This window comes from Sphingomonas sp. BAUL-RG-20F-R05-02, assembly GCF_022662305.1.
GTDB lineage: Bacteria > Pseudomonadota > Alphaproteobacteria > Sphingomonadales > Sphingomonadaceae > Sphingomonas.
In genome coordinates, this window is sequence record NZ_JAKNQH010000002.1 from 492324 (window position 1) to 511438 (window position 19115).

Annotated in this window: 22 protein-coding genes; 9 read left to right on the forward strand and 13 right to left on the reverse strand. The window is 66.3% G+C overall.

Features of this window, described 5'->3' with window-relative positions; translation table 11 throughout:
- Positions 1-52 precede the first annotated feature (52 nt).
- Both L8F97_RS07320 and L8F97_RS07325 read left to right on the forward strand, forming a co-directional pair.
- Positions 53-1174 carry a phospholipase A gene (locus L8F97_RS07320; RefSeq protein ID WP_242148001.1) on the forward strand — a complete coding sequence of 374 codons (1122 nt, stop codon included), beginning with the start codon at positions 53-55 and terminating at the stop codon, positions 1172-1174.
- Between the two features lie 100 nt (positions 1175-1274).
- Entirely contained in the window at positions 1275-2345 is a 1071-nt protein-coding gene (locus L8F97_RS07325) for a sensor domain-containing diguanylate cyclase (protein ID WP_242148003.1), read from the forward strand.
- A gap of 408 nt (positions 2346-2753) precedes the next feature.
- Here L8F97_RS07325 and L8F97_RS07330 read toward each other — a convergent pair whose 3' ends face one another.
- The gene (locus L8F97_RS07330) at positions 2754-3044 is read right to left on the reverse strand and encodes a 4a-hydroxytetrahydrobiopterin dehydratase (protein WP_242148005.1); all 291 of its coding nucleotides are present in this window, start codon (positions 3042-3044) and stop codon (positions 2754-2756) included.
- A 56-nt stretch (positions 3045-3100) separates the two neighbouring features.
- Between L8F97_RS07330 and ccmA the strand changes: the two genes are divergently transcribed.
- Positions 3101-3694, forward strand: coding sequence for a heme ABC exporter ATP-binding protein CcmA (gene ccmA / locus L8F97_RS07335; protein WP_242148007.1), 594 nt, complete (start codon positions 3101-3103; stop codon positions 3692-3694).
- Positions 3691-4341 (forward strand): heme exporter protein CcmB, encoded by a 651-nt coding sequence (locus L8F97_RS07340; protein WP_242148009.1) that lies wholly within the window; start codon positions 3691-3693, stop codon positions 4339-4341. The genes ccmA and L8F97_RS07340 overlap by 4 nt, the downstream gene beginning before the upstream one ends.
- Before the next feature lie 30 nt (positions 4342-4371).
- On the opposite strand, the gene L8F97_RS07345 is transcribed toward L8F97_RS07340, so the two are convergent.
- From L8F97_RS07345 to coxB, 11 genes are all read right to left on the reverse strand, one after another.
- Positions 4372-5013: an outer membrane protein gene (locus tag L8F97_RS07345; protein ID WP_242148012.1), complete on the reverse strand. Its 642-nt coding sequence runs from the start codon at positions 5011-5013 to the stop codon at positions 4372-4374.
- Positions 5014-5211: 198 nt separating this feature from the next.
- Complete coding sequence (locus L8F97_RS07350; RefSeq protein WP_242148014.1) at positions 5212-6087, reverse strand: class I SAM-dependent methyltransferase; 876 nt, start codon at positions 6085-6087, stop codon at positions 5212-5214.
- Entirely contained in the window at positions 6084-7487 is a 1404-nt protein-coding gene (gene thrC / locus L8F97_RS07355) for a threonine synthase (protein ID WP_242148016.1), read from the reverse strand. Before thrC ends, L8F97_RS07350 begins: the two co-directional genes overlap by 4 nt.
- Positions 7488-7577: 90 nt before the next feature.
- The gene (locus tag L8F97_RS07360) at positions 7578-8201 is read right to left on the reverse strand and encodes an SURF1 family protein (RefSeq protein WP_242148018.1); all 624 of its coding nucleotides are present in this window, start codon (positions 8199-8201) and stop codon (positions 7578-7580) included.
- Entirely contained in the window at positions 8198-8527 is a 330-nt protein-coding gene (locus L8F97_RS07365; protein ID WP_242148304.1) for a DUF983 domain-containing protein, read from the reverse strand. The genes L8F97_RS07360 and L8F97_RS07365 overlap by 4 nt, the downstream gene beginning before the upstream one ends.
- A gap of 70 nt (positions 8528-8597) precedes the next feature.
- On the reverse strand, positions 8598-9512 hold the full coding sequence (locus tag L8F97_RS07370; protein ID WP_242148020.1) for a cytochrome c oxidase subunit 3: 915 nt from the start codon (positions 9510-9512) through the stop codon (positions 8598-8600).
- A gap of 34 nt (positions 9513-9546) precedes the next feature.
- Complete coding sequence (locus tag L8F97_RS07375) at positions 9547-10080, reverse strand: cytochrome c oxidase assembly protein (RefSeq protein ID WP_277924788.1); 534 nt, start codon at positions 10078-10080, stop codon at positions 9547-9549.
- Positions 10077-10211, reverse strand: coding sequence for a hypothetical protein (locus tag L8F97_RS22570; protein WP_267388858.1), 135 nt, complete (start codon positions 10209-10211; stop codon positions 10077-10079). The genes L8F97_RS07375 and L8F97_RS22570 overlap by 4 nt, the downstream gene beginning before the upstream one ends.
- Positions 10211-11116: a heme o synthase gene (locus tag L8F97_RS07380; protein WP_242148022.1), complete on the reverse strand. Its 906-nt coding sequence runs from the start codon at positions 11114-11116 to the stop codon at positions 10211-10213. The genes L8F97_RS22570 and L8F97_RS07380 overlap by 1 nt, the downstream gene beginning before the upstream one ends.
- A gap of 78 nt (positions 11117-11194) precedes the next feature.
- On the reverse strand, positions 11195-12886 hold the full coding sequence (gene ctaD, locus L8F97_RS07385) for a cytochrome c oxidase subunit I (protein ID WP_242148024.1): 1692 nt from the start codon (positions 12884-12886) through the stop codon (positions 11195-11197).
- Between the two features lie 3 nt (positions 12887-12889).
- Positions 12890-13987, reverse strand: a complete 1098-nt coding sequence (gene coxB, locus L8F97_RS07390) for a cytochrome c oxidase subunit II (protein ID WP_409929015.1) — start codon at positions 13985-13987, stop codon at positions 12890-12892.
- A gap of 200 nt (positions 13988-14187) precedes the next feature.
- Between coxB and pyrE the strand changes: the two genes are divergently transcribed.
- From pyrE to L8F97_RS07415, 5 genes are read left to right on the forward strand one after another with little or no spacing between them, the layout of a single operon-like run.
- A complete protein-coding gene (pyrE, locus tag L8F97_RS07395; RefSeq protein WP_242148027.1) occupies positions 14188-14772 on the forward strand; it encodes an orotate phosphoribosyltransferase in 585 nt (194 codons plus the stop codon).
- Positions 14769-15521 carry a pyridoxine 5'-phosphate synthase gene (locus L8F97_RS07400; RefSeq protein WP_242148029.1) on the forward strand — a complete coding sequence of 251 codons (753 nt, stop codon included), beginning with the start codon at positions 14769-14771 and terminating at the stop codon, positions 15519-15521. Before pyrE ends, L8F97_RS07400 begins: the two co-directional genes overlap by 4 nt.
- Before the next feature lie 37 nt (positions 15522-15558).
- Entirely contained in the window at positions 15559-15975 is a 417-nt protein-coding gene (acpS, locus tag L8F97_RS07405) for a holo-ACP synthase (RefSeq protein ID WP_242148031.1), read from the forward strand.
- Positions 15972-16856: a signal peptidase I gene (lepB, locus tag L8F97_RS07410; protein ID WP_242148033.1), complete on the forward strand. Its 885-nt coding sequence runs from the start codon at positions 15972-15974 to the stop codon at positions 16854-16856. Before acpS ends, lepB begins: the two co-directional genes overlap by 4 nt.
- Positions 16853-17944 carry an AI-2E family transporter gene (locus tag L8F97_RS07415; protein ID WP_242148035.1) on the forward strand — a complete coding sequence of 364 codons (1092 nt, stop codon included), beginning with the start codon at positions 16853-16855 and terminating at the stop codon, positions 17942-17944. The genes lepB and L8F97_RS07415 overlap by 4 nt, the downstream gene beginning before the upstream one ends.
- Here the strand turns inward: L8F97_RS07415 and L8F97_RS07420 are convergent.
- On the reverse strand, positions 17871-19034 hold the full coding sequence (locus L8F97_RS07420) for a glycosyltransferase (protein ID WP_242148037.1): 1164 nt from the start codon (positions 19032-19034) through the stop codon (positions 17871-17873). The genes L8F97_RS07415 and L8F97_RS07420 overlap by 74 nt on opposite strands.
- Positions 19035-19115: the final 81 nt, after the last annotated feature.

The window sequence follows — 19115 nt, forward strand, 5'->3', positions numbered from 1 at the left end:
CCACTAAACCGCCAGCGTTGAGAATCGGATACCCGACGCGGGGGAGCCTGCCATGCCAAAGTTCTGGTGGCCGAAGTTCTGGTTGATCGTGGGCATCGCGCCGGCCGCCGTAGCGCTGCCGGCCGCCGCGCAACTCCGCCCACTGGTCGAGCCGCCCTCTTCCGCCGATGCGGCGCGAAATGGCGTGGAGGTGTTCCTGCTCAACGAAGGCGCGCAGGCCGCGCCCGCACAAGGTCCGTCCGAGATCGACACGATCGCGCGCGACGGGTCGCATCTACACCTCGTCGCCGCGCCCGACGGCGAGGGTCCGGTCGCGCCGGGTGGCTTCGCGCGCATGCATTACCGTCTTGCCGCCGTCGCGCCTGCGACGTTGGTCGCCAGTGCACCGCCGCAGGATCAGACCGCCGCACCGGTCGAAGCGGCGGCGATGCTCGACCACCGACCCGCGCCGGCGGTTGCGGAAAACGTCGTCACTACGTCGGCCGGCACATCGGGGGCGTTCTTGGACCGCTTCCACGCCTACGCGCCGATCTACGGCGCTTTCGGACTGAACGATGCAGGCGGCAAATTGCAGTTCAGCTTCGCGTTCCGTGGGCTCGGACACGAGGACGGGCCGCATCTCGATTTCGCGTACACGCAGACGATGTTCTGGGCACTCAACCAACCGTCGGTGCCGTTCCGCTCGACGACCTACAACCCGGAGCTCTATGTCGAAATGCCGCTCGATGCGACCACCGCCGCCGCGATCGGCGTCCGGCACGATTCGAACGGCGGCGGCCCGGCCACCTCGATCGACATCAACCGCGCGTATCTCCGGCTCAACAAGACCGTGGCGCTGGGGGACGGATGGCGGCTCGATCTCACCCCGCAAGCGTGGTTGTTTATCCGCAACCGCGGCATCGCCGATAACATAGGTCGCTATTGGGGCTATAGCGCGATCACGGCCGCGATCGGGCGGCAGGACGGCATCAAGCTCGCCCTTACCGCGCGCGGCAATCCCGCAACCGGCAAAGGCGCGGCCGAAGCGTTCCTGTCGTATCCGCTCGCGGCGCTGGGCGAGGGCTGGCCGCACATCTACCTCTTTGGCCAGGCGTGGAGCGGCTATGGCGAGGCGATCGACGATTATAACCGGCGCACCACGCGAGCCAGGCTCGGCATCGCCTTCACCCGCTGAACCGCGGTCACGCCTTGTTAGCAGTTTGCGCTCTACACAACCGGCGGGGACCACAGGGTCGCGCGCGTGCGCGGCCGCATGGGTAAGAGGTGGACGATCCGTGAAGACCGGAGCGCGCAGGCACGCCACAGCGACTGACGAGGGCTCGGCGGCATTGTTCGAGCGGATCCGCGATTTTCTGCTGGATCAACGGCTCAGCGCCGATCCGCGCCATTACCAGTTCGCATACCGCATAATGACCGAAACCGATGGCGTACTCGCCCGTTCGGTGCAGACGTTGACCGAGGGCGGATTTCGCCTGACGGCGCGCGATATCGAAAAGTTGGGCGGCGAGGCCGCTGTCGCGACGCCTTTGTCAGTGGTGCCCCCGCCCCCCCGCGCGCCCGAACAACGCCACGAGTCGGTTGCTGCCATGCCTGATGCGGCTGCGCTCGCCGATGGGCTGATCGCACGCACGCAGGCGCAGGTCGCCGGCTTTTCCGACATGGTGCATGCGATCCGGACCGAAACAGAGGATTTCAGCCGCGATCTCGCCGCGAGCGCCGATGCGATCCATGCCACATCCGACGTGGATGAGGTCGTGCGGCTGACCAGCGTGATGCTGGCGCGCGTGCAGGCTGCGGAAAGCCGGCTGGCCGACGCAACGGTTGAGGCCAGCGAACTGCGCGTCGCGCTTGAGGAAGCGCGCGAGAATGCCCGACGCGACCCGCTGACCGATCTGCCGAATCGTCGCGCCTTCGAGGAGGCGTTCGCTCGCGCAGGCGCCGGTCGGCCGATCCACGTGGCGTTGTGCGATATCGATCGGTTCAAGTCGGTGAACGACCGCTTCGGTCATGCGGTCGGCGACCGTGTGCTGAAGGCGATCGCGGCGGCCCTGAGCAGCGCGTGCGAGGGGCACCTCGTCGCGCGCCACGGCGGTGAGGAATTCGCGGTGTTGTTCGTCGGCGTCGATCGCGACGAGGCGGTGGCAACGCTGGAGTCCGCGCGTGCGCAGGTTGCGGCACGCCGTTTCCGCGTGCGCGAATCCGACGCTCAGATCGGCGCGGTGACCTTCTCCGCCGGCATAAGCGGCACTTCGCGCGCAGAGGATCTCAGTGCCGTTTTGGCCCGTGCCGACGCGCTGCTGTACGCGGCGAAGCATGCCGGGAGAGACCAGCTTCGCGCCGGTTAGCGGTTTGCGCCAATCTGTGGTGCGTTCCACCAGCGAAATACCAGGAACCGCGCGGCGGATTTCCCTAAGCCTATCATTTGAAACCGTTTTTAGACTTGGCACACTCCCTGCAAACCTTTTTGCATCGGCAGCCGGATGGTCCGGCCGCCGCTAAATGGGACCACTGCCATGACCAACCGTTTCGCTTCGCTTCAGCAGATCGCCGCCTCACTGCTCGGCGCGCTGGTCTTCACCGTGCTGCTCGCCGGCACCGCCGTTACTGCCGCGCCGATCGCGTGACGGCGATGCGCCTCATCGGTCGTGGCGACATCGCTCGCCCGATCGCCCTAGCCGCCATATCCTTCCTGCTGACCGGCGTGATGCTGCTCGGTCACGTCGAACCCGCCGGGCTGATTTGACGCCCGGCGACTACGCCAGCAACGCCTCGATCGCTCGGGCGAGATCGACGTCGCGGTGGGAGAGGCCGCCGGCATCATGCGTCGTCAAGGCGATATCGACGCGGTTCCATACGTTGCTCCACTCCGGATGGTGGTCGGCGCGCTCCGCCAGCAACGCCACGCGCGTCATGAACCCGAAAGCGCCGGAAAAATCCGCAAAGGTGAAGCTGCGCGTGATCGCGTCGCGCGCCTCGTCATAATCCCATTCGTCGAGTTCATCGAGCGCGTCCGCACGGTCCGCATCGCTGAGCTGTTCGATCATCTTCGCGCATCCTCATGGCTGGCGTGGGGTCCGCCTTCTCGCCTAAGGCATAGCCGATGGCCGCGCCCGATCAACCGCCCGCACACTTGGCCTTTCGCGACGTCACGTGCGTACGTGGCGGGCGCGCGTTGTTCACCGGGCTGACATTCACGCTCGCAGCCGGCGAGGCGGCGCTGGTGACCGGCCCGAACGGTATCGGCAAATCGAGCCTGTTGCGGATCGCCGCCGGACTGCTCGCCCCCGCTTCGGGCGCGGTGGAGGCGGAGCGGTGCGCGCTGATGGCGGATGCCGCCGCACTCGATGGCGGTCTTCGACTGGTTGACGCGCTGGCGTTCTGGGCGGCGCTCGATGGCGTGCCCGACTCCGCGCGCCGCGTGACCGATGCGCTCGCCGCGACCGGGCTGGCGGCGCTTGCGGCGGTGCCGGTCCGGCTGCTCTCCACCGGGCAGCGCCGTCGCGCGGTGCTTGCGCGCGTCGTCGCGAGCGGCGCCCCGCTGTGGCTGCTGGACGAGCCGGCCAACGGCTTGGACAAAGCCAGCCTGGCTCTCCTCGAGAGCTTGATCGCCGCGCACCGCACGCGCGGCGGAGTCGCGGTCGTGGCGACACATACCGCCATCTCCGTGCCGGACGCCCGGACGATCGCACTTTGAGCGCGCTTGCTCGCCTGATCGCGCGCGATCTGCGGCTGGCGTGGGCGGGCGGCGGCATGGGCAATCCGATCGCGTTCTTCCTGCTCGTCGCGATCCTGTTCCCGTTCGCGATCGGGCCGGATGCGGCGCTGCTCGCCCGTGTTGGCGGTGGCGTGATCTGGTCGGCTGCGCTGCTGGCGGCGCTGCTGCCGGTGGACCGGCTGATCGGCCCAGATGCGGAGGCGGGCATGTTCGATCAGTTGAGCGTGCGCGGTTTCTCGATGAGCGGGGTGGCCGCCGCCAAAATCCTCGCGCACTGGCTCGCGTTCGCGCCGCCGCTGATGCTGGCGGCGGTGATCGCGGCCGGGCTGCTCGGCCTGTCGGGCGGGGCGCTTGGCCGGGTGGAGCTGGGGTTGTTGATCGGCACACCGGGGCTTGCCGCGCTGGCGGTAGCGGTGTCGGCGCTGATCGCCGGTTTGCGCGGTGCGGGTGCGCTCGCCGGGCTGCTGATGCTGCCAATGGCGGTGCCGCTGCTGATCTTCGGTGCCGGCGCGCTCGATCCCGGCGGCGGCGCGGGCGCGTTCAAACTGCTCGGCGCGGTTAGCCTGGTGCTGGTCGCCGGTACGCCGTTCGTGACGGGTGCTGCGATGCGGGTTGCGATGGAATAGGGCGGAGCGTCAGCCCCGCCCCTCCCGAAATCAGAAGCGGTAGCCGACGCCGCCGACCACCTGATGCCGATCCAGCGTCGTCCGCAACCGTGCGTTGGCAAGGTCGATGCTGCCGATCTCGTAGTGCGTGTAGACGTATTCGAGCTTGGTATAGAAATGCGGCGTCAGGCCGAGTTCGCCGCCGGCACCGACATGGAAGCCGTTCAGATCCTGCGATTCGACCAGATCCTGCGAGAAGACCGGGCTGCTGTCGCGGATCTTCAGGTTGCCGTTGGAATAGCCGCCCTTGATGTACACCATCGACGCGTGGGGAAGCACGAAGCCCACGCGCACGCCGGCGGTAACGTTGCGGCCGGCACTGAGACATTCGTCGATAATACCGACCGTGTCGCACGATTTGGTGGTCGACCCGGCGATCCCGGCATAGGCGCCGACAAACCCGCCGTTACCGAACACCGCGTCATAGCCAAGTTCGGTGCCGTAGGTGAAACCGCTCTGGCCGCCGCTGATGCGCTGGCTACCGGTCTGGTCGGTGTAGGTCACGACCGGCGCGACATTGTCCCAGCCGCCGCGCAGTTCGATCCGCGCACCGCCGGCCGGTGCCGCTTCCTGTGCGACGGCAGGCGTGGCGGCGAGCAGGGCGGCGCCTGCGAACAGAAGCATCTTCATCATAGTCCCCCGGTACAGTGTCTGGATGAGGACTAACGGAGATGGGTTGATTGACTGTTAATCACGCGCGATGTTCTATTGCGAATGCTTTAAGGTGTTGGTGGGTTATTTGCTTGCACTGCGCCGCGGCGAAGCCGCATCGTCGGACGGCGCTGTAGCGCCGCCGGCCGTGCGATTTTTGCGCGGGTTGGCGTCGCCGGGCTAGGCCCGGTCGGCGCTCCACCGCGCGAAAATCGCCGTCGGCAACAACAGCCCGCGCGCTTCCTCACGCACCGCCATCTCGCCAACCTCGATCGTGCCGCCGAGATCGCCGAGCGCCTGCCGCACCACCTCGCCGATCGCCAGCGCCGACATGCGCACCGCATAGACCGTCAGCACCAGGAACTTGCTGTCCTTGTCGAGCAGGCGGCGGCAATCCGCGATCAGCCCGGGCAAGCCCTCCTCCAGCCGCCACACCTCGCCATCCGGGCCACGCCCGAACTTGGGGGGATCGAGGAAGATGCCATCGTAGCGCTTCTCGCGACGCACCTCGCGCGCCGCGAACTTGGCCGCATCATCCACCATCCAGCGGATCGGGCGATCGGCGAGATCGGACAGGAAGGCGTTGGCCTTGCCCGCCTCGACCGATTTCTTTGATGCATCGACGTGCGTCACCGCCGCCCCCTTCGCCGCCAGCGCAAGCGAGCCGACACCGGTATAGCCGAACAGGTTGAGCACCTGATCGCCCTCCGCCACCGCCCCGCGCATCCATGCCCATTGCGGCGCCATGTCCGGGAAGAACGCAAGATGGCGGAACGGCGTGTTCTGCGCCATGAACAGCAGTTCGTTCCAGCGCACGTGCCAGCCGCCACGCGGCACATCGCGCGACAGGTGCCAGCGACCGCCGCCCTCCTCATCCGACGCGCCGATGAAGTCGCCATCGGCTTCCCACGAATCGGAGGCGGGCGCCCACATCGCCTGCGGCTCAGGGCGGATGAAGCGGAAACGGCCGTAGCGTTCCAGCTTGCGGCCGTTGCCGGAGTCGAGCAGCCCGTAATCGGCCCACGGTTCCGCGATGAGGGTCTGCAACGGTGTCACGCGCGTGGGACCGCGCGTTCGGCGATATACGCCGTCACCGCCTCGAACGTACCGGGCAAGGTGGCATAGCGCTCCTCACGCTCGAACAGGTCGCCCATGCGAGCCGGCAGGCTCGGACGGATGCCGTTCGCACGCTCCACCGCATCACCGAATTTGGCGGGATGCGCGGTGGCGAGCGTCACCACCGGCACGTCCGCCGGCAACCCGGCACGGCGTGCGGCGGCAAGAGCGATCGCGGTGTGCGGGTCGATCACCTGGCCTGCGCTCTCCCTCGCCCAGCGCATGGCCAGCGTCATGTCGTCGAGATCGACCGCATCGCTTGTGAACATGACCGACGCGCCTTCGGCCTGTGCGTTGGTGAGCCGCATCGCCTTGCTCGCTTCAAAGCCGTGCATCTGAGTGCGCATCGCCGTACCGTCGCGGCCGCCCAGATCGAACAACAGCCGCTCGAAATTACTCGAAACCTGGATGTCCATCGACGGGCTCGGCGTCGGCACCACCGTGCCTTGCGAATAATCGCCCGCGCTGAGCGCACGGTGGAGGATGTCGTTGACGTTGGTGGCGACGATCAGCTTCGCGACCGGCAGCCCCATCTTGGCGGCAACGTATCCTGCGAACACATCGCCGAAATTGCCGGTCGGCACCGAGAAGGCGACCGGCCGCTCCGGCGCGCCGAGCCGGAGCGCGGCGTAGAAATAATACACCACCTGCGCCATCAGCCGCGCCCAGTTGATCGAATTGACCGCCGACAGCGCGAACGTGCCGGAGAACTGGGGATCGTTGAACATCGCCTTCACCAGCGCCTGACAATCGTCGAAGCTGGCGCCTTCCAGCGCGATGTTGTGGACGTTGGGCGCGAACACCGTTGTCATCTGGCGGCGCTGCACGTCGGACACGCGCCCCTTGGGATGCAGCATGAAGATGTCGACGCCGGCGCGGCCCGCCAACGCGTCGATCGCTGCCGAGCCGGTGTCGCCCGAGGTCGCGCCGACCACCGTGACATGGTGCTGCGAACCGGTGAGGAACCGCTCGAACAGCAGCCCAAGCAGTTGCAACGCGACATCCTTGAACGCCAGCGTCGGGCCGTGGAACAGCTCCAGCAGCCAGTGCTGATGGTCGAGCTGGACGAGCGGCGTGACGGCGACGTGGGCGAAGCGGCCATAGGCCTGCTCGCACAAGCTCCGCAGATCGTCGCGTGACAGCGTGCCTGCGACGAACGGCGCCATCACTGCGACGGCGGTATCGACGTACGACGCACCGCGTAGATCAGCGATCTCATCATGCGAGAGCGTCGGCCACGTTTCCGGCACATACAGGCCGCCGTCGCTGGCGAGGCCGGCGAGCGTGACCTGTTCGAAATCAAGGGCGGGCGCATCCCCGCGCGTGCTGATGTAGCGCATGGACGGCGGGGTTAGCGGCGCGCCGCCGACGGAACAAGCGGCGAAGTGCTTCACGCCCGGCAAGGCTGGGTTTACGCGCGCAGCCCCGCTCTACTCCCGCGCCGCGCGCTTGCGCAACGCCAGCGCATAAATCACCGCCGCGACGAAGGCGAACACGAACCACTGCACCGCATAGGCGAGATGGTTGTTGGGCACCGAGGACAGATCGGCCGGCGGGTTCGGCGCCAGTCGCGCCAGCGGCGGATCGGCGACGAGCATCAGCGTCTTGGGCGCCCCCTTACCGAACAGTCCCGCGATCAGCGGTTGGTGATCCGGCGCACGCGCGATGTACCCCTGCACCACCCCCCCCGCCCAACCCGGCGTGGTGTTGGGCGCACCCGCGATACCGATCTGCACTGCGAACCCCGGCCCTTCCGCGCCGGTGCGGCACTGCGCGATCTGGCGCCAGCCGGGCTTGCCGCTTGCGTCGTGCCCGCCCTCGCTCTGCCAGCCGGTCGGTTGCAGGCAGTGTGCAACCGCGCGGCGGAACAGCAGATCGTCGCCTACGGGCACGCGCGGAAACGCGATCGGCGGCAGGTCGCGATTGGCCGACAGTCGCGCGACCAGCGCATCCTTCTGGTGGCGGCGCTGCAACTGCCATACGCCCAGCGCGATCATCGCCGCCACCGCCAATGCGACGAGGATGCTGGCGACCACCGGCACACGTCGCGTCACGGTGTGATTCGCCCTTCCCGCGCAGCATTGCGATATTCGAGCGCGAGCAAGGCGGCCTTGGTCACGCGCAGCGATCCGACGGTGCCGGCCAACGTGACCGGAACCCAGATTACGACTTGTAACCAGAACGGCGGCGCCAGCGCGAGCTGCAGCCAGATCGCCAACCCAACCACGATTGCGCCGAGGATCAGGATCAGGAACGCCGCGGGCCCGTCACCGACGTTGAAGGCGGCGAGATCCAGTCCGCAGGCACGGCACCGCCCGGCGAACGCAGTCCAACCGACGAACAGCGTGCGCGCCCCACAGCGCGGGCACAGACCGCCCATCGAAACTGCGACGACGCCTGGCTGCTGCCCCGAGGATGGATCGTCGGTCAAACGCAGGCCGGCATCGCCGTCAACCCGCGTGAACCGGCGCGCCCCAGCCGCCCCACACGTAGATCGCGGCGAACAGGAATAGCCACACCACATCGACGAAGTGCCAGTACCACGCCGCCGCCTCGAAGCCGAAATGCTGGCGCGGGGTGAAGTCGCCCCGGTACACGCGCACCAGATTCACGATCAGGAAGATCGTGCCGATCATCACGTGAAAGCCGTGGAACCCGGTCGCCATGAAGAATGACGAGGTGTAGTTGATCCCCTTGAACGGGAATGGCGCGTCGGAATATTCATACGCCTGGATCGAGCTGAAGGTGATGCCGAGCAGGATCGTCAGCCACAGGCCCTTCTTGACGCTGTCGCGATCACCGACGCCAATGAGGCCCCAAAGGCCTTTCAACGCGCCACCACGCTGGTTGTGGATCAGCGCGTGGTGCGACCAGGTAAGCGTCGTGCCCGACAGCAACAGGATCAGCGTGTTGAGCAGCGGGAAGCGGAACGCGTCGATCACCTCCATGCCCTTGGGCGGCCATGCCGCATTCGCCGCCGCCGCATCGGTGGCGAGGCTGACGGTGTGGCTGACCGCGTCATAGATCAACGGTTTTGGGAACAAGGAGAAATCGAAGAACGCCCAGAACCAGCCGACAAAGAACATCACCTCGGAGGCGATGAACAGCACCATGCCGTAACGTAGGTGAAGCTGGACGACGGGGGTATGGTCACCAGCATGCGCTTCGGTCAGAACCTTGCTCCACCACAGGAACATGGTGGCGATGACGAGCGCGACACCAAGGAAGAACACCGCGCCGCCATAAGCCGCCGAGTGCATCCACATGATGCCTCCGACCGCCATCACGCCGCCGGCCATTGCGCCCATGATCGGTGCGATGTCGGGGGGCAGGATATGATATGCGTGGTTCTTCGCGCCGGCCATCTCTCTCATCCCCCGTTTATCGGTTTGTGGTACCCTAGCTCTTCGGTTTGGCGGAATCCACCGGGTAAAACGTATAGCTCAAGGTGATCGTCTGTACGTCGTTCGCGTCCGGATCGGCGAGGATCTTGGGATCGACGAAGAAGATCACGGGCATCCGCGCGGTCTCGCCGGGTTTGAGCGTCTGCTGGGTGAAGCAGAAACATTGGATCTTGGTGAAATATTTGCCGACCTGATACGGCGTTACATTGAAGGTCGCGCTGCCGGTGATGGTGTGATCGGTCGTGTTGGTGGCGGTGAAGAACGCCATGTCGCGCGCGCCCACGTCTACTGTGTCGCTGGGCGATTCGGGTACGAACTTCCAGCCCATATGGGGCGCGACGTTGGTGTCGAAGTCGATGCGGATCTTGTGATCGACCGCGCCTGGCGCGATCTTGGCACGCTGGGTCGTGCCGTTCAGCCCCGTAGCCTGACAGAACATCCGGTAGAGCGGCACGCTCGCGCTGGCGAGGCCGGTCATGAACACCAGCGGGATCATCGCCAGCAGCGCGGTGCGGATCTTCGGGCTCAATGCGGCATCCCGCCTTTGATCTTGGCGATGGTGATCGCGAACACGAGGACGACAAACGCGCCGAGGATCAGCCCGAGCACCATCGCGCGTTGCCGCTGGCGGGCGCGGATCTCGTCGTCATGTTTGCCCATCAGGCGATCCACTTGTCGGCGACGACCGCGCCGAACACGATGAAGAGGTACAGGATCGACCATGCGAACAGGCGTTTTTCGGGCTTCATCGTGTCGGCTGCGCCCGTGGTGCGCATGGCTACGCGCGCTGCCAGCACGGCAAACACTGATGTCGAGACGGCTGCTACGACACCGTACAGCATCCCGGAAAGCCCGAGCGCCCACGGCGCGAGCGCGGCGATCGCCATCGGGATCGTGTAGAGGCCGATCTGCGTGCGGGTGGTGCGCTCGCCCGCGACCACCGGCAGCATCGGGACGCCGGCGGCGCCGTAATCGCTCTTCATGAACAGCGCGAGCGCCCAGAAATGCGGCGGCGTCCACAGGAACACCAAAGCGAACAGCAGCAGCGGCAGCGGCGCGACGCTGCCGGTCGCCGCCGCCCAGCCGATCAGCGGCGGGAACGCACCGGCGGCCCCGCCGATGACGATGTTCTGCGGGGTGCGGCGCTTCAGCCAGACGGTGTAGATCAGCACGTAGAACAGGATCGACACGGTGAGAATCGCGGCGGCGGCGAGGTTGATCGCCAGCCCCATCAGGATCACCGAGAAGCTCGCCAGACCGACACCAAACTGGAGCGCGGTCTCGCGGTCCATACGGCCGGCGGGGAGCGGGCGGCGTTCGGTGCGGCGCATCTTGCCGTCGATATCGGACTCATACCATTGGTTGAGCGCCCCCGCCGCACCGGCGCCGAGCGCGATGCACAGGATCGCGGTGAAGCCAAGCACCGGATCGATATGGGTCGGTGCGGCGAGCATCCCGCACAGGCCGGTGAAGACGACGAGTGTCATCACGCGCGGTTTGGTGAGCGCGAGGAAGTCGCGCCAATGGGCGGGCAAGGCTGGCGAAGCGGTGGTTGCGGTGTTCATGATCGACCGGCGCTATACCCGCCTGCCTTGGAAGCGAAAAGGCCGCGACGTGAAACGATCGCGGCCTTTCCCGTCACCTCAATGATGGCCATCACCGCCATCGATCACCGGCAGTGTCTCGAACTGGTGGTACGGCGGCGGGCTGGACAGCGTCCATTCGAGCGTCGTCGCGCCCTCGCCCCACGGGCTGTCCCCCGCCGGTTTGCCCGCGAACAGCGACCAGATGATGTTCACGAAGAAGAAGATCATCGAGAACGCCATGATCATATAGCCGATCGAAGCGAAGTGGTTCCAATATTCCAGCCCGTCGGTGTAATCCGGCACGCGGCGCTGCATGTTCTGAAGGCCGAGGAAGTGCATCGGGAAGAACAACATGTTTACCCCGAGGAAGAAGATCCAGTAATGGATCTGCCCCAGCACCTCGTTATACATCCGCCCCGACATCTTCGGGAACCAGTAATAGAAGCCCGCGAACAGCGAGAACACCGCGCCGAGCGACAGCACGTAGTGGAAGTGCGCCACCACGTAGTAACTGTCCTGCATGTAATCGTCGATGCCGCCGTTGGCCAGCACCACACCGGTCACCCCGCCGACGGTGAACATGAAGATGAAGCCGATCGCCCACAGCATCGGCGTCTTGAACGACAGCGACCCGCCCCACATCGTCGCGATCCACGAGAAGATCTTGATGCCGGTCGGCACCGCGATCACCATCGTCGCGGCGGTGAAGTACATTTTGGTGTTTACCGACAGGCCGGTGGTGAACATATGGTGCGCCCACACAACGAAGCCGACCACGCCGATCGCCACCATCGCATAGGCCATGCCGAGATATCCGAAGATCGGCTTTTTCGAGAAGGTCGAGATGACATGGCTGACGATGCCGAAGCCCGGCAGGATCATGATGTAGACTTCGGGGTGGCCGAAGAACCAGAACAGATGCTGATACAGGATCGGATCGCCGCCGCCGGCGGGATCGAAGAAGGTCGTGCCGAAATTGCGATCGGTCAGCAGCATGGTGATCGCGGCGGCGAGCACCGGCAGCGACAGCAGCAACAGGAACGCGGTGACCAGCACCGACCATACGAACAGCGGCATCTTGTGCAGCGTCATGCCCGGCGCGCGCATGTTGAAGATGGTGGTGATGAAGTTGATCGCGCCGAGGATCGACGACGCGCCGGCAAGGTGGAGCGACAGGATCGCCATGTCGACGCTCGGCCCCGGCTCGCCATAGGTGGAAAGCGGCGCGTACAGCGTCCAGCCGGTGCCGGCGCCGCCAAAGAACGGCGAGGCGAGCAGCAAAGTGAACGACGGGATCAGCAGCCAGAACGAGATGTTGTTCATGCGCGGGAACGCCATGTCGGGCGCGCCGATCATGATCGGCACGAACCAGTTGCCGAACCCGCCGATCATCGCCGGCATCACCATGAAGAACACCATGATGAGGCCGTGCGCGGTGATCAGCACGTTCCACAAGTGAAGCGAATGGTCGAGCCCCTGCTCGCCGCCCGGCAGGTAGGCCGCCCACGTCGTCAAATACTGGATGCCGGGATGCGCCAGCTCAGCGCGCATCAGTCCGGAGATGCCGCCACCGATGATCCCCGCGCAGATCGCGAAGATCAGGTACAGCGTGCCGATATCCTTGTGGTTGGTCGACATGAACCAGCGCGCGAAGAAACCGGGCGTGTGGTGCGCGTCATGGTCGGCATGGCCGTGGCCGTGATCGCCATGCGCCTCGAAGGCGGACGGGTGGAGCGCGGTGTCGGTCATGCCTTATTGTCCCACATTGCCGGCGCCGGCGGGGTTGCCCGTCGCGCCTTGGGTAACGGTCGGTGCCTGCGCCGTCGCGTTCTCAACCGGCGCGGAGGAATTGCCCGCCTCGAACGCGGCGCCCGTTTCCGGAAGCGGCTGCGCGGCGGCGACGGCGGCGGCGGGCTTGCCGGTCGGCATCGTGCCGCCCTTCGCCTTCACCCACTGCGCGAATACGGCGGGCGACACCGCCTCGACGGTGATCGGCATGTAGCCGTGGCGCGCGCCGCACAGTTCCGAACACACGCCGTAATAGACGCCCGGTTTCTCGATGGTGAAGCTCGTCTCGTTGAGGCGACCGGGCACCGCGTCGAGCTTGATCCAGAACGCGGGGATCGCCCAACTATGGATCACGTCGTTTGAGGTGGTGATAAGCCGGATCGGCACGCCGTATGGCAGCACCACGCGAGTGTCGGTGGCGAGCAGGCGTGGACCATCCGCATCGGTGCGGGCACGCTCGCCCTTGCCGACCTGATCCTTCTCCTTGAGCAGGTTGGACGTGATCTCGAACCCGCCGTTGTCGGGGTACTGATACGACCAATACCATTGGTTGCCGATCGCCTTCAGCGTCACCGCGTTGTCGGGCGCGGGCTTGAACTGCGCCTGGAGCAGCCCGATCGACGGCAGCGCGATACAGGCGAGGATCAGCACCGGCAGCGCCGTCCACAGCACCTCGATCACGGTATTGTGCGCGGTCTTGGAGGCGACGGGGTGGGCAGCGCGGCGATACCGGATCACCACCCACACCAGCAGCGCCAGCACAAACAGGCAGATGATGGTGATGAGCGGGAACAGGATGACATTGTGGAACCACAAGGCACGACGCCCATTGGGCGTGACCTGCGGCTGGATCGTCACCTTGCCGTCGACCGGCATGCCGACGCCGGCGGTCGGCAGCATGAGCGGGGCACCATCGAGCGCGAGCATCGGGTCCGCCTTCGTCGGCACGATCGCGGGTGCGGGGGTGGTTTGCGGCGCGGCGGGCGGGACGATCTGCGCCGAGACGGGGGCTGGCCCCGCCACCGCGAGAAACGCCGCGAGCAAGATACTCTTCAAGCGCATGATCCGCATCCCGTATCCTCGCCCCTGTAGCTACGCCGAAATCCTGCTCCGACGTCGGGCGAGATTACGCCCAATTTTCTTGACCTATACGCGGGCGGCTCGCCGCCCTCAAGCACGAAGCCGGGGTTTATTTGACGCGCACGTTGCCTAGCGGTGGCGCGGTGCCTAATCAGGCGCATTCTTAACCAGGCCTGCCGCGTATGACCGAAGACCAAGTCCTTGCCGAGTTCCGCGCTGCCGACGCGCTGCTGGAAGGGCATTTCATCCTGTCCTCGGGCCTGCGCAGCCCGCGCTACCTGCAATGCGCGCGCGTGTTGATGGACCCCCGGCGCGGCGCGCGGCTGGCCGAAGCGCTGGTCGCCAGCCTGCCCGACGTGGTGCGCGACAGCATCCAAGCGGTGGTGTCGCCGGCGATGGGCGGGGTCATCGCGGGTCACGAGATGGGCCGTGCGCTCGGTGTCGAGGCGATGTTCTTGGAACGGCCCGAGGGCGTGTTCGAACTGCGCCGCGGGTTTCGTCTTGCCCCCGGCACGCGCGTGCTGATGATGGAGGATGTGGTGACGACCGGCCTCTCCTCGCGCGAGGCGATCGCCGCGATCGGCCGCGCGGGTGGCGAAACGGTGGCGGCGGCCTCACTGGTCGATCGCTCGGGCGGCACCGCCGATCTTGGCGTGCCGTTCTTCCCATTGGTCCGGATCGACGTGCCAACCTACGCCGCCAATATGCTGCCGCCCGAACTGGCGGCGATCCCGGCGATCAAGCCCGGCAGCCGGGCGGCGGCATGACCGACAGCCTCCGCCGCGCCGATGAGGGTCGCCTCCGGCTTGGGGTCAACATCGACCATGTCGCGACCGTGCGGAACGCGCGCGGCGCGGGTTACCCCGATCCGGTGCGCGCGGGTCTGATGGCCGCGGAGGCGGGTGCGGACGGCATCACCGCGCATCTGCGCGAGGATCGGCGCCACATCACCGACGACGATATCGCCCGGCTCGCGGCGGAGCTGACCATCCCGCTCAATTTCGAGATGGCCGCGACCGACGAGATGCGCGCGATCGCGCTGCGCCACCGTCCGCACGCCGCCTGCATCGTCCCCGAAAAACGCGAGGAGCGCACGACCGAAGGGGGGCTGGATGCGGCCGGACAGTTCACCGCGCTGGCCCCGCTGGTGGCGGATCTGCGCGATGCCGGCATCCGCGTATCGCTGTTCATCGAACCGTCCGCCCGGCAGATCGACGCGGCGATCCGTATGGGCGCGCCGGTGGTCGAACTGCACACTGGGCGCTACTGCGAACTGTCGGGCGCGGCGCAGGCGGACGAGCTGCGTCGCCTCACCGATGCCGCCGCGCTTGCCGCCAAGAACGGCATCGAGGTGCATGCCGGCCACGGCCTGACCTATGACAATGTCGCGCCGATCGCGGCGATCCGTCAGGTCCGCGAACTCAATATCGGCCACTTCCTGATCGGCGAGGCGATCTTCATCGGCATCGCGGAAAGCGTCCGGCAGATGCGCGACGCGATGGACGCGGCACGGTGATCGGCAGGCGGTCCTGCCCGAAACGGGTAGGATTATCATGATTATCGGTCTCGGCTCCGACCTGTGCAATATCGAGCGCATCCAGAACTCGCTCGACCGGTTCGGCGAGCGGTTCGAGAGCCGCGTCTTCACCGATCTCGAACGCGCGAAAGCGGCGCGGCGCCCCTTTACCAAGGCGGGAACGCTCGCCAAGCGCTTCGCCGCCAAGGAGGCTTTTTCCAAGGCGGTCGGAACGGGATTTCGCGCTGGCGTGTTCATGAAAGATATCGGCGTCGTGAATGCGCCTTCGGGCGCGCCGACACTGGCGCTGACCGGGGGCGCAAGGGCGAGGCTTGACGCGATCATCCCCGACGGCCACGCGGCCGCGATACATCTGACGTTGACCGATGATCATCCCTGGGCACAGGCGTTCGTCATCATCGAGGCAGTACCGCTTACAGGAATGCGTGCATGAGTGAGGACGTAGCGTTGGACTCCGGACAGGACCCGGTCGAAACACAAAACGGGGCCACGCCCAAGCGCCGGACCGACTGGTGGGCGGAAGTGCGTGGCATCTTCTGGCTGATCCTCGCCGTGCTCGGTTTCCACACCTTCATCGCCAAGCCGTTCTACATCCCGTCCGAATCCATGCTGCCCGGGCTCGAGATCGGCGATCAGCTCGTGGTGAGCAAGTTCCCGTACGGCTGGTCGTTCATCTCGCCCACCTTCCATCTGCTGCCGTTCATCCACGGTCGCCTGTTCGGCCATATGCCCGAGCGTGGCGACGTCGTGATCGTCACCCCGCCGGGCACCGAGACCGATTACATCAAGCGACTCATCGGCCTGCCTGGCGAGACATTGCAGGTGAAGGGCGGCGTGGTGTTCATCAACGGCGTCGCCATCAAGCGCGGGCCGATCCACGACGTGCTGATCCCGGTCGATACCAACACGAAGTGCAGCCCGGACGTCTATCCCGGCGCGCTGGAGACCGGGGCCGATGGTAAGCAATATTGCCGCCTGCCGCTTGTCACCGAGACGTTGCCCAACGGCCGCCATTACGACACGGTCGAGCTGGGCTATAGCCGCGGCGACGATTACGGCCCGGTCAAAATCCCGGCCAACCACGTCTTCCTGATGGGCGACAACCGCGATCGCAGCTCGGACAGCCGCTTCCCGCTCGCAGCCCCGGATTTCGGCCTCGGCGGGCCGGTGCCGTGGGAATATCTCGGCGGACGCGCGGAGTTCATCACCTTCTCCAAGAGCGGTAACGGCACCTGGAATCCGCTGACCTGGGGCCAGTCGTTCCGCGGCGGCCGCGCCGGCACCTCCCTCCATCCCGCACGGAACCCGCAATGACCGATCACGCCGCCGACGTTCCGTTCGAGATTTCCTCCGAACCGGGCCCGAACGAAATGCGTGACCCGATGGTGCGCAAGGAGATGAAGAAGGCCGCCGTCTGGCTTGGCATGGCCGGCGCGATCGCGTTGGTCGTTCTGCTGATCCAGCCGTTGCTGATTATCTTCGGCGGGCTCGTGTTCGCGGCAATGCTCGACGGCGGGGTGCGGCTGCTCGGCAAGGTGCTGCCGATCCCGCGCATTTGGCGGCTGGTGATCGTCGTGCTGCTCGTCGTGGTGTTCGTGATCGGCACTGCGTATCTTACCGGCGTGCAGGTGGCGGCGCAGTTCGAGCAGTTGCGCGCGACCCTGATGGCGCAAGCGATGCGTCTGATGGCGTGGCTGTCGAGCCTTGGCGTGATGCCGGGACAGTCGGACATCAACAGCATGATCCAGCAGGCGCTGGGCTCGTTCGGCAAGATCACGTCCTACGTCGGAACCGCGCTCGGGGCGCTCACCAGCCTCGTGATGATCCTGGTGATCGGGCTGTTCATCGCGATGGAGCCGCGCCTGTACGAAGCCGGCCTGCAATGGATGTTGCCGACCGATTCACGCCGCGAATTCGCCATCACGATCGAACGTATGTCCAAGACGCTGCGCAGCCTGCTCGCCGGGCGGTTGCTCGGCATGGCGCTGGAAGGCGTGATGACCGGCGTCGCGCTGATGTTCGCCGGCGTGCCGATGGCGCTGGTGCTCGGCATCATCACCGGCACGCTCGCCTTCATCCCCAACATCGGCGCGATCGTGTCCGGGCTGATGATGATCGCGGTCGGGTTCAGCGCTGGCGTGCATACCGGCGTGCTGGCGATCATTATCTACTGTGTGATCCAGACGTTCGACGGCTACGTCGTGATCCCGATGGTGGCGCGCAAGACGGTCGACCTGCCGCCGGCGCTCACGTTGTCCGCGCAGATCCTGACCGGCACGCTGTTCGGGGTCATGGGCCTCGCGCTCGCCGATCCGATGACGGCGATGATCAAGGTCGCGCTGGAACGCAACTCGGAGCGAGCCGCGAAGCGGGACGCAAGCGACGCGGCGCCTGCCGCCTGACGCGACGCGCCAGCACGACCTGATCGAACAGATCGAGATACGCGGCGGCAGAGTCCGCGCCGGGCGGCGGCACAGGCGCCGGGCGTGGCTGCTGCGGGGCGAGCCAATGATCGAGCGCGGCGACGAGACCCGCACTATCGTCGGGCGCGACCACCGACCCTAATGCGGGCGACGCAACGATCTCGCGCACAGCCACGCTCGAATCGGTGGAAACGACCGGCGTGCCGACCGCCAGCGCCTCGCGCAGCACGCCGGGCACGCCCTCGAAGTCGGAGGTCAGCGCAAGAGCGGTGGCCCGCTCGATCGCAAAGGTCGGATCGGCGACATGGCCGGGCATTGTCACCCGACCGCCGAGGCCGAGTGCCGCGACCTGTGCCTCCAGCGCGCCACGTTCCGCGCCCTCGCCAAGGATCATCAGGTTTGCGTCGCGATCGGCCAGTTTGGCGAAGGATGCGATCAGGCGGTCCCACCGTTTCTGCGGCGCAAGCCGGCCGACGCCGAGCAGGAAACGCCCGGTCGGGAGCGGCAACGTCATTGCCGGCCCGTCCGCGCGGCGCACCGGCGGATTGGCGATCACGCTCATCTGCGACGGGTCGATACCGGTGGTGCGGATCGCTTCGTCTCGCATCGCCGGCGTCATCGCGACGAGATGATCGATGAAATGACGATGCCAGTTGAGCCACACCCGGTATGCCGGCGACAACAGCCAACCCTGATCGCGGCGGTCGAGCGCGTTTGAGACCTTGGCCACGATCGGCGGGCACGCCGCACCCAACCGCAAGCGGATCCAGGCGGCGACGGCGGTGTAGTGATTGCCCGGACAGAAGATCAGATCGGGGGCGATCTGCTCGACGATCTCGGCGACGCAGACCATCCCGGTATATCGCGCGTCGCCCAGCACGATGACGTCGATGCCGCGCGGCAGCTCGTCCGCGAGCGGCCCGCTGATGTCGCCAACCACCAAGGTGACGCGCCGACCAAGCGCGACCCAGCCGCGCATCAGCCGCATCAACGCATGTTCGACCCCGCCACCGTTCAACGTCTGCGCATATGCCAGAATGTGTGCTGAAGGCGCGCGCGGGCTGAGCATAAGCTGATCCGTAACCAACGATTGTCGCAAAAGTTTCGCAGGCGAGATGGAAATCGTTGCACTGCGATATCGTTGGAACTA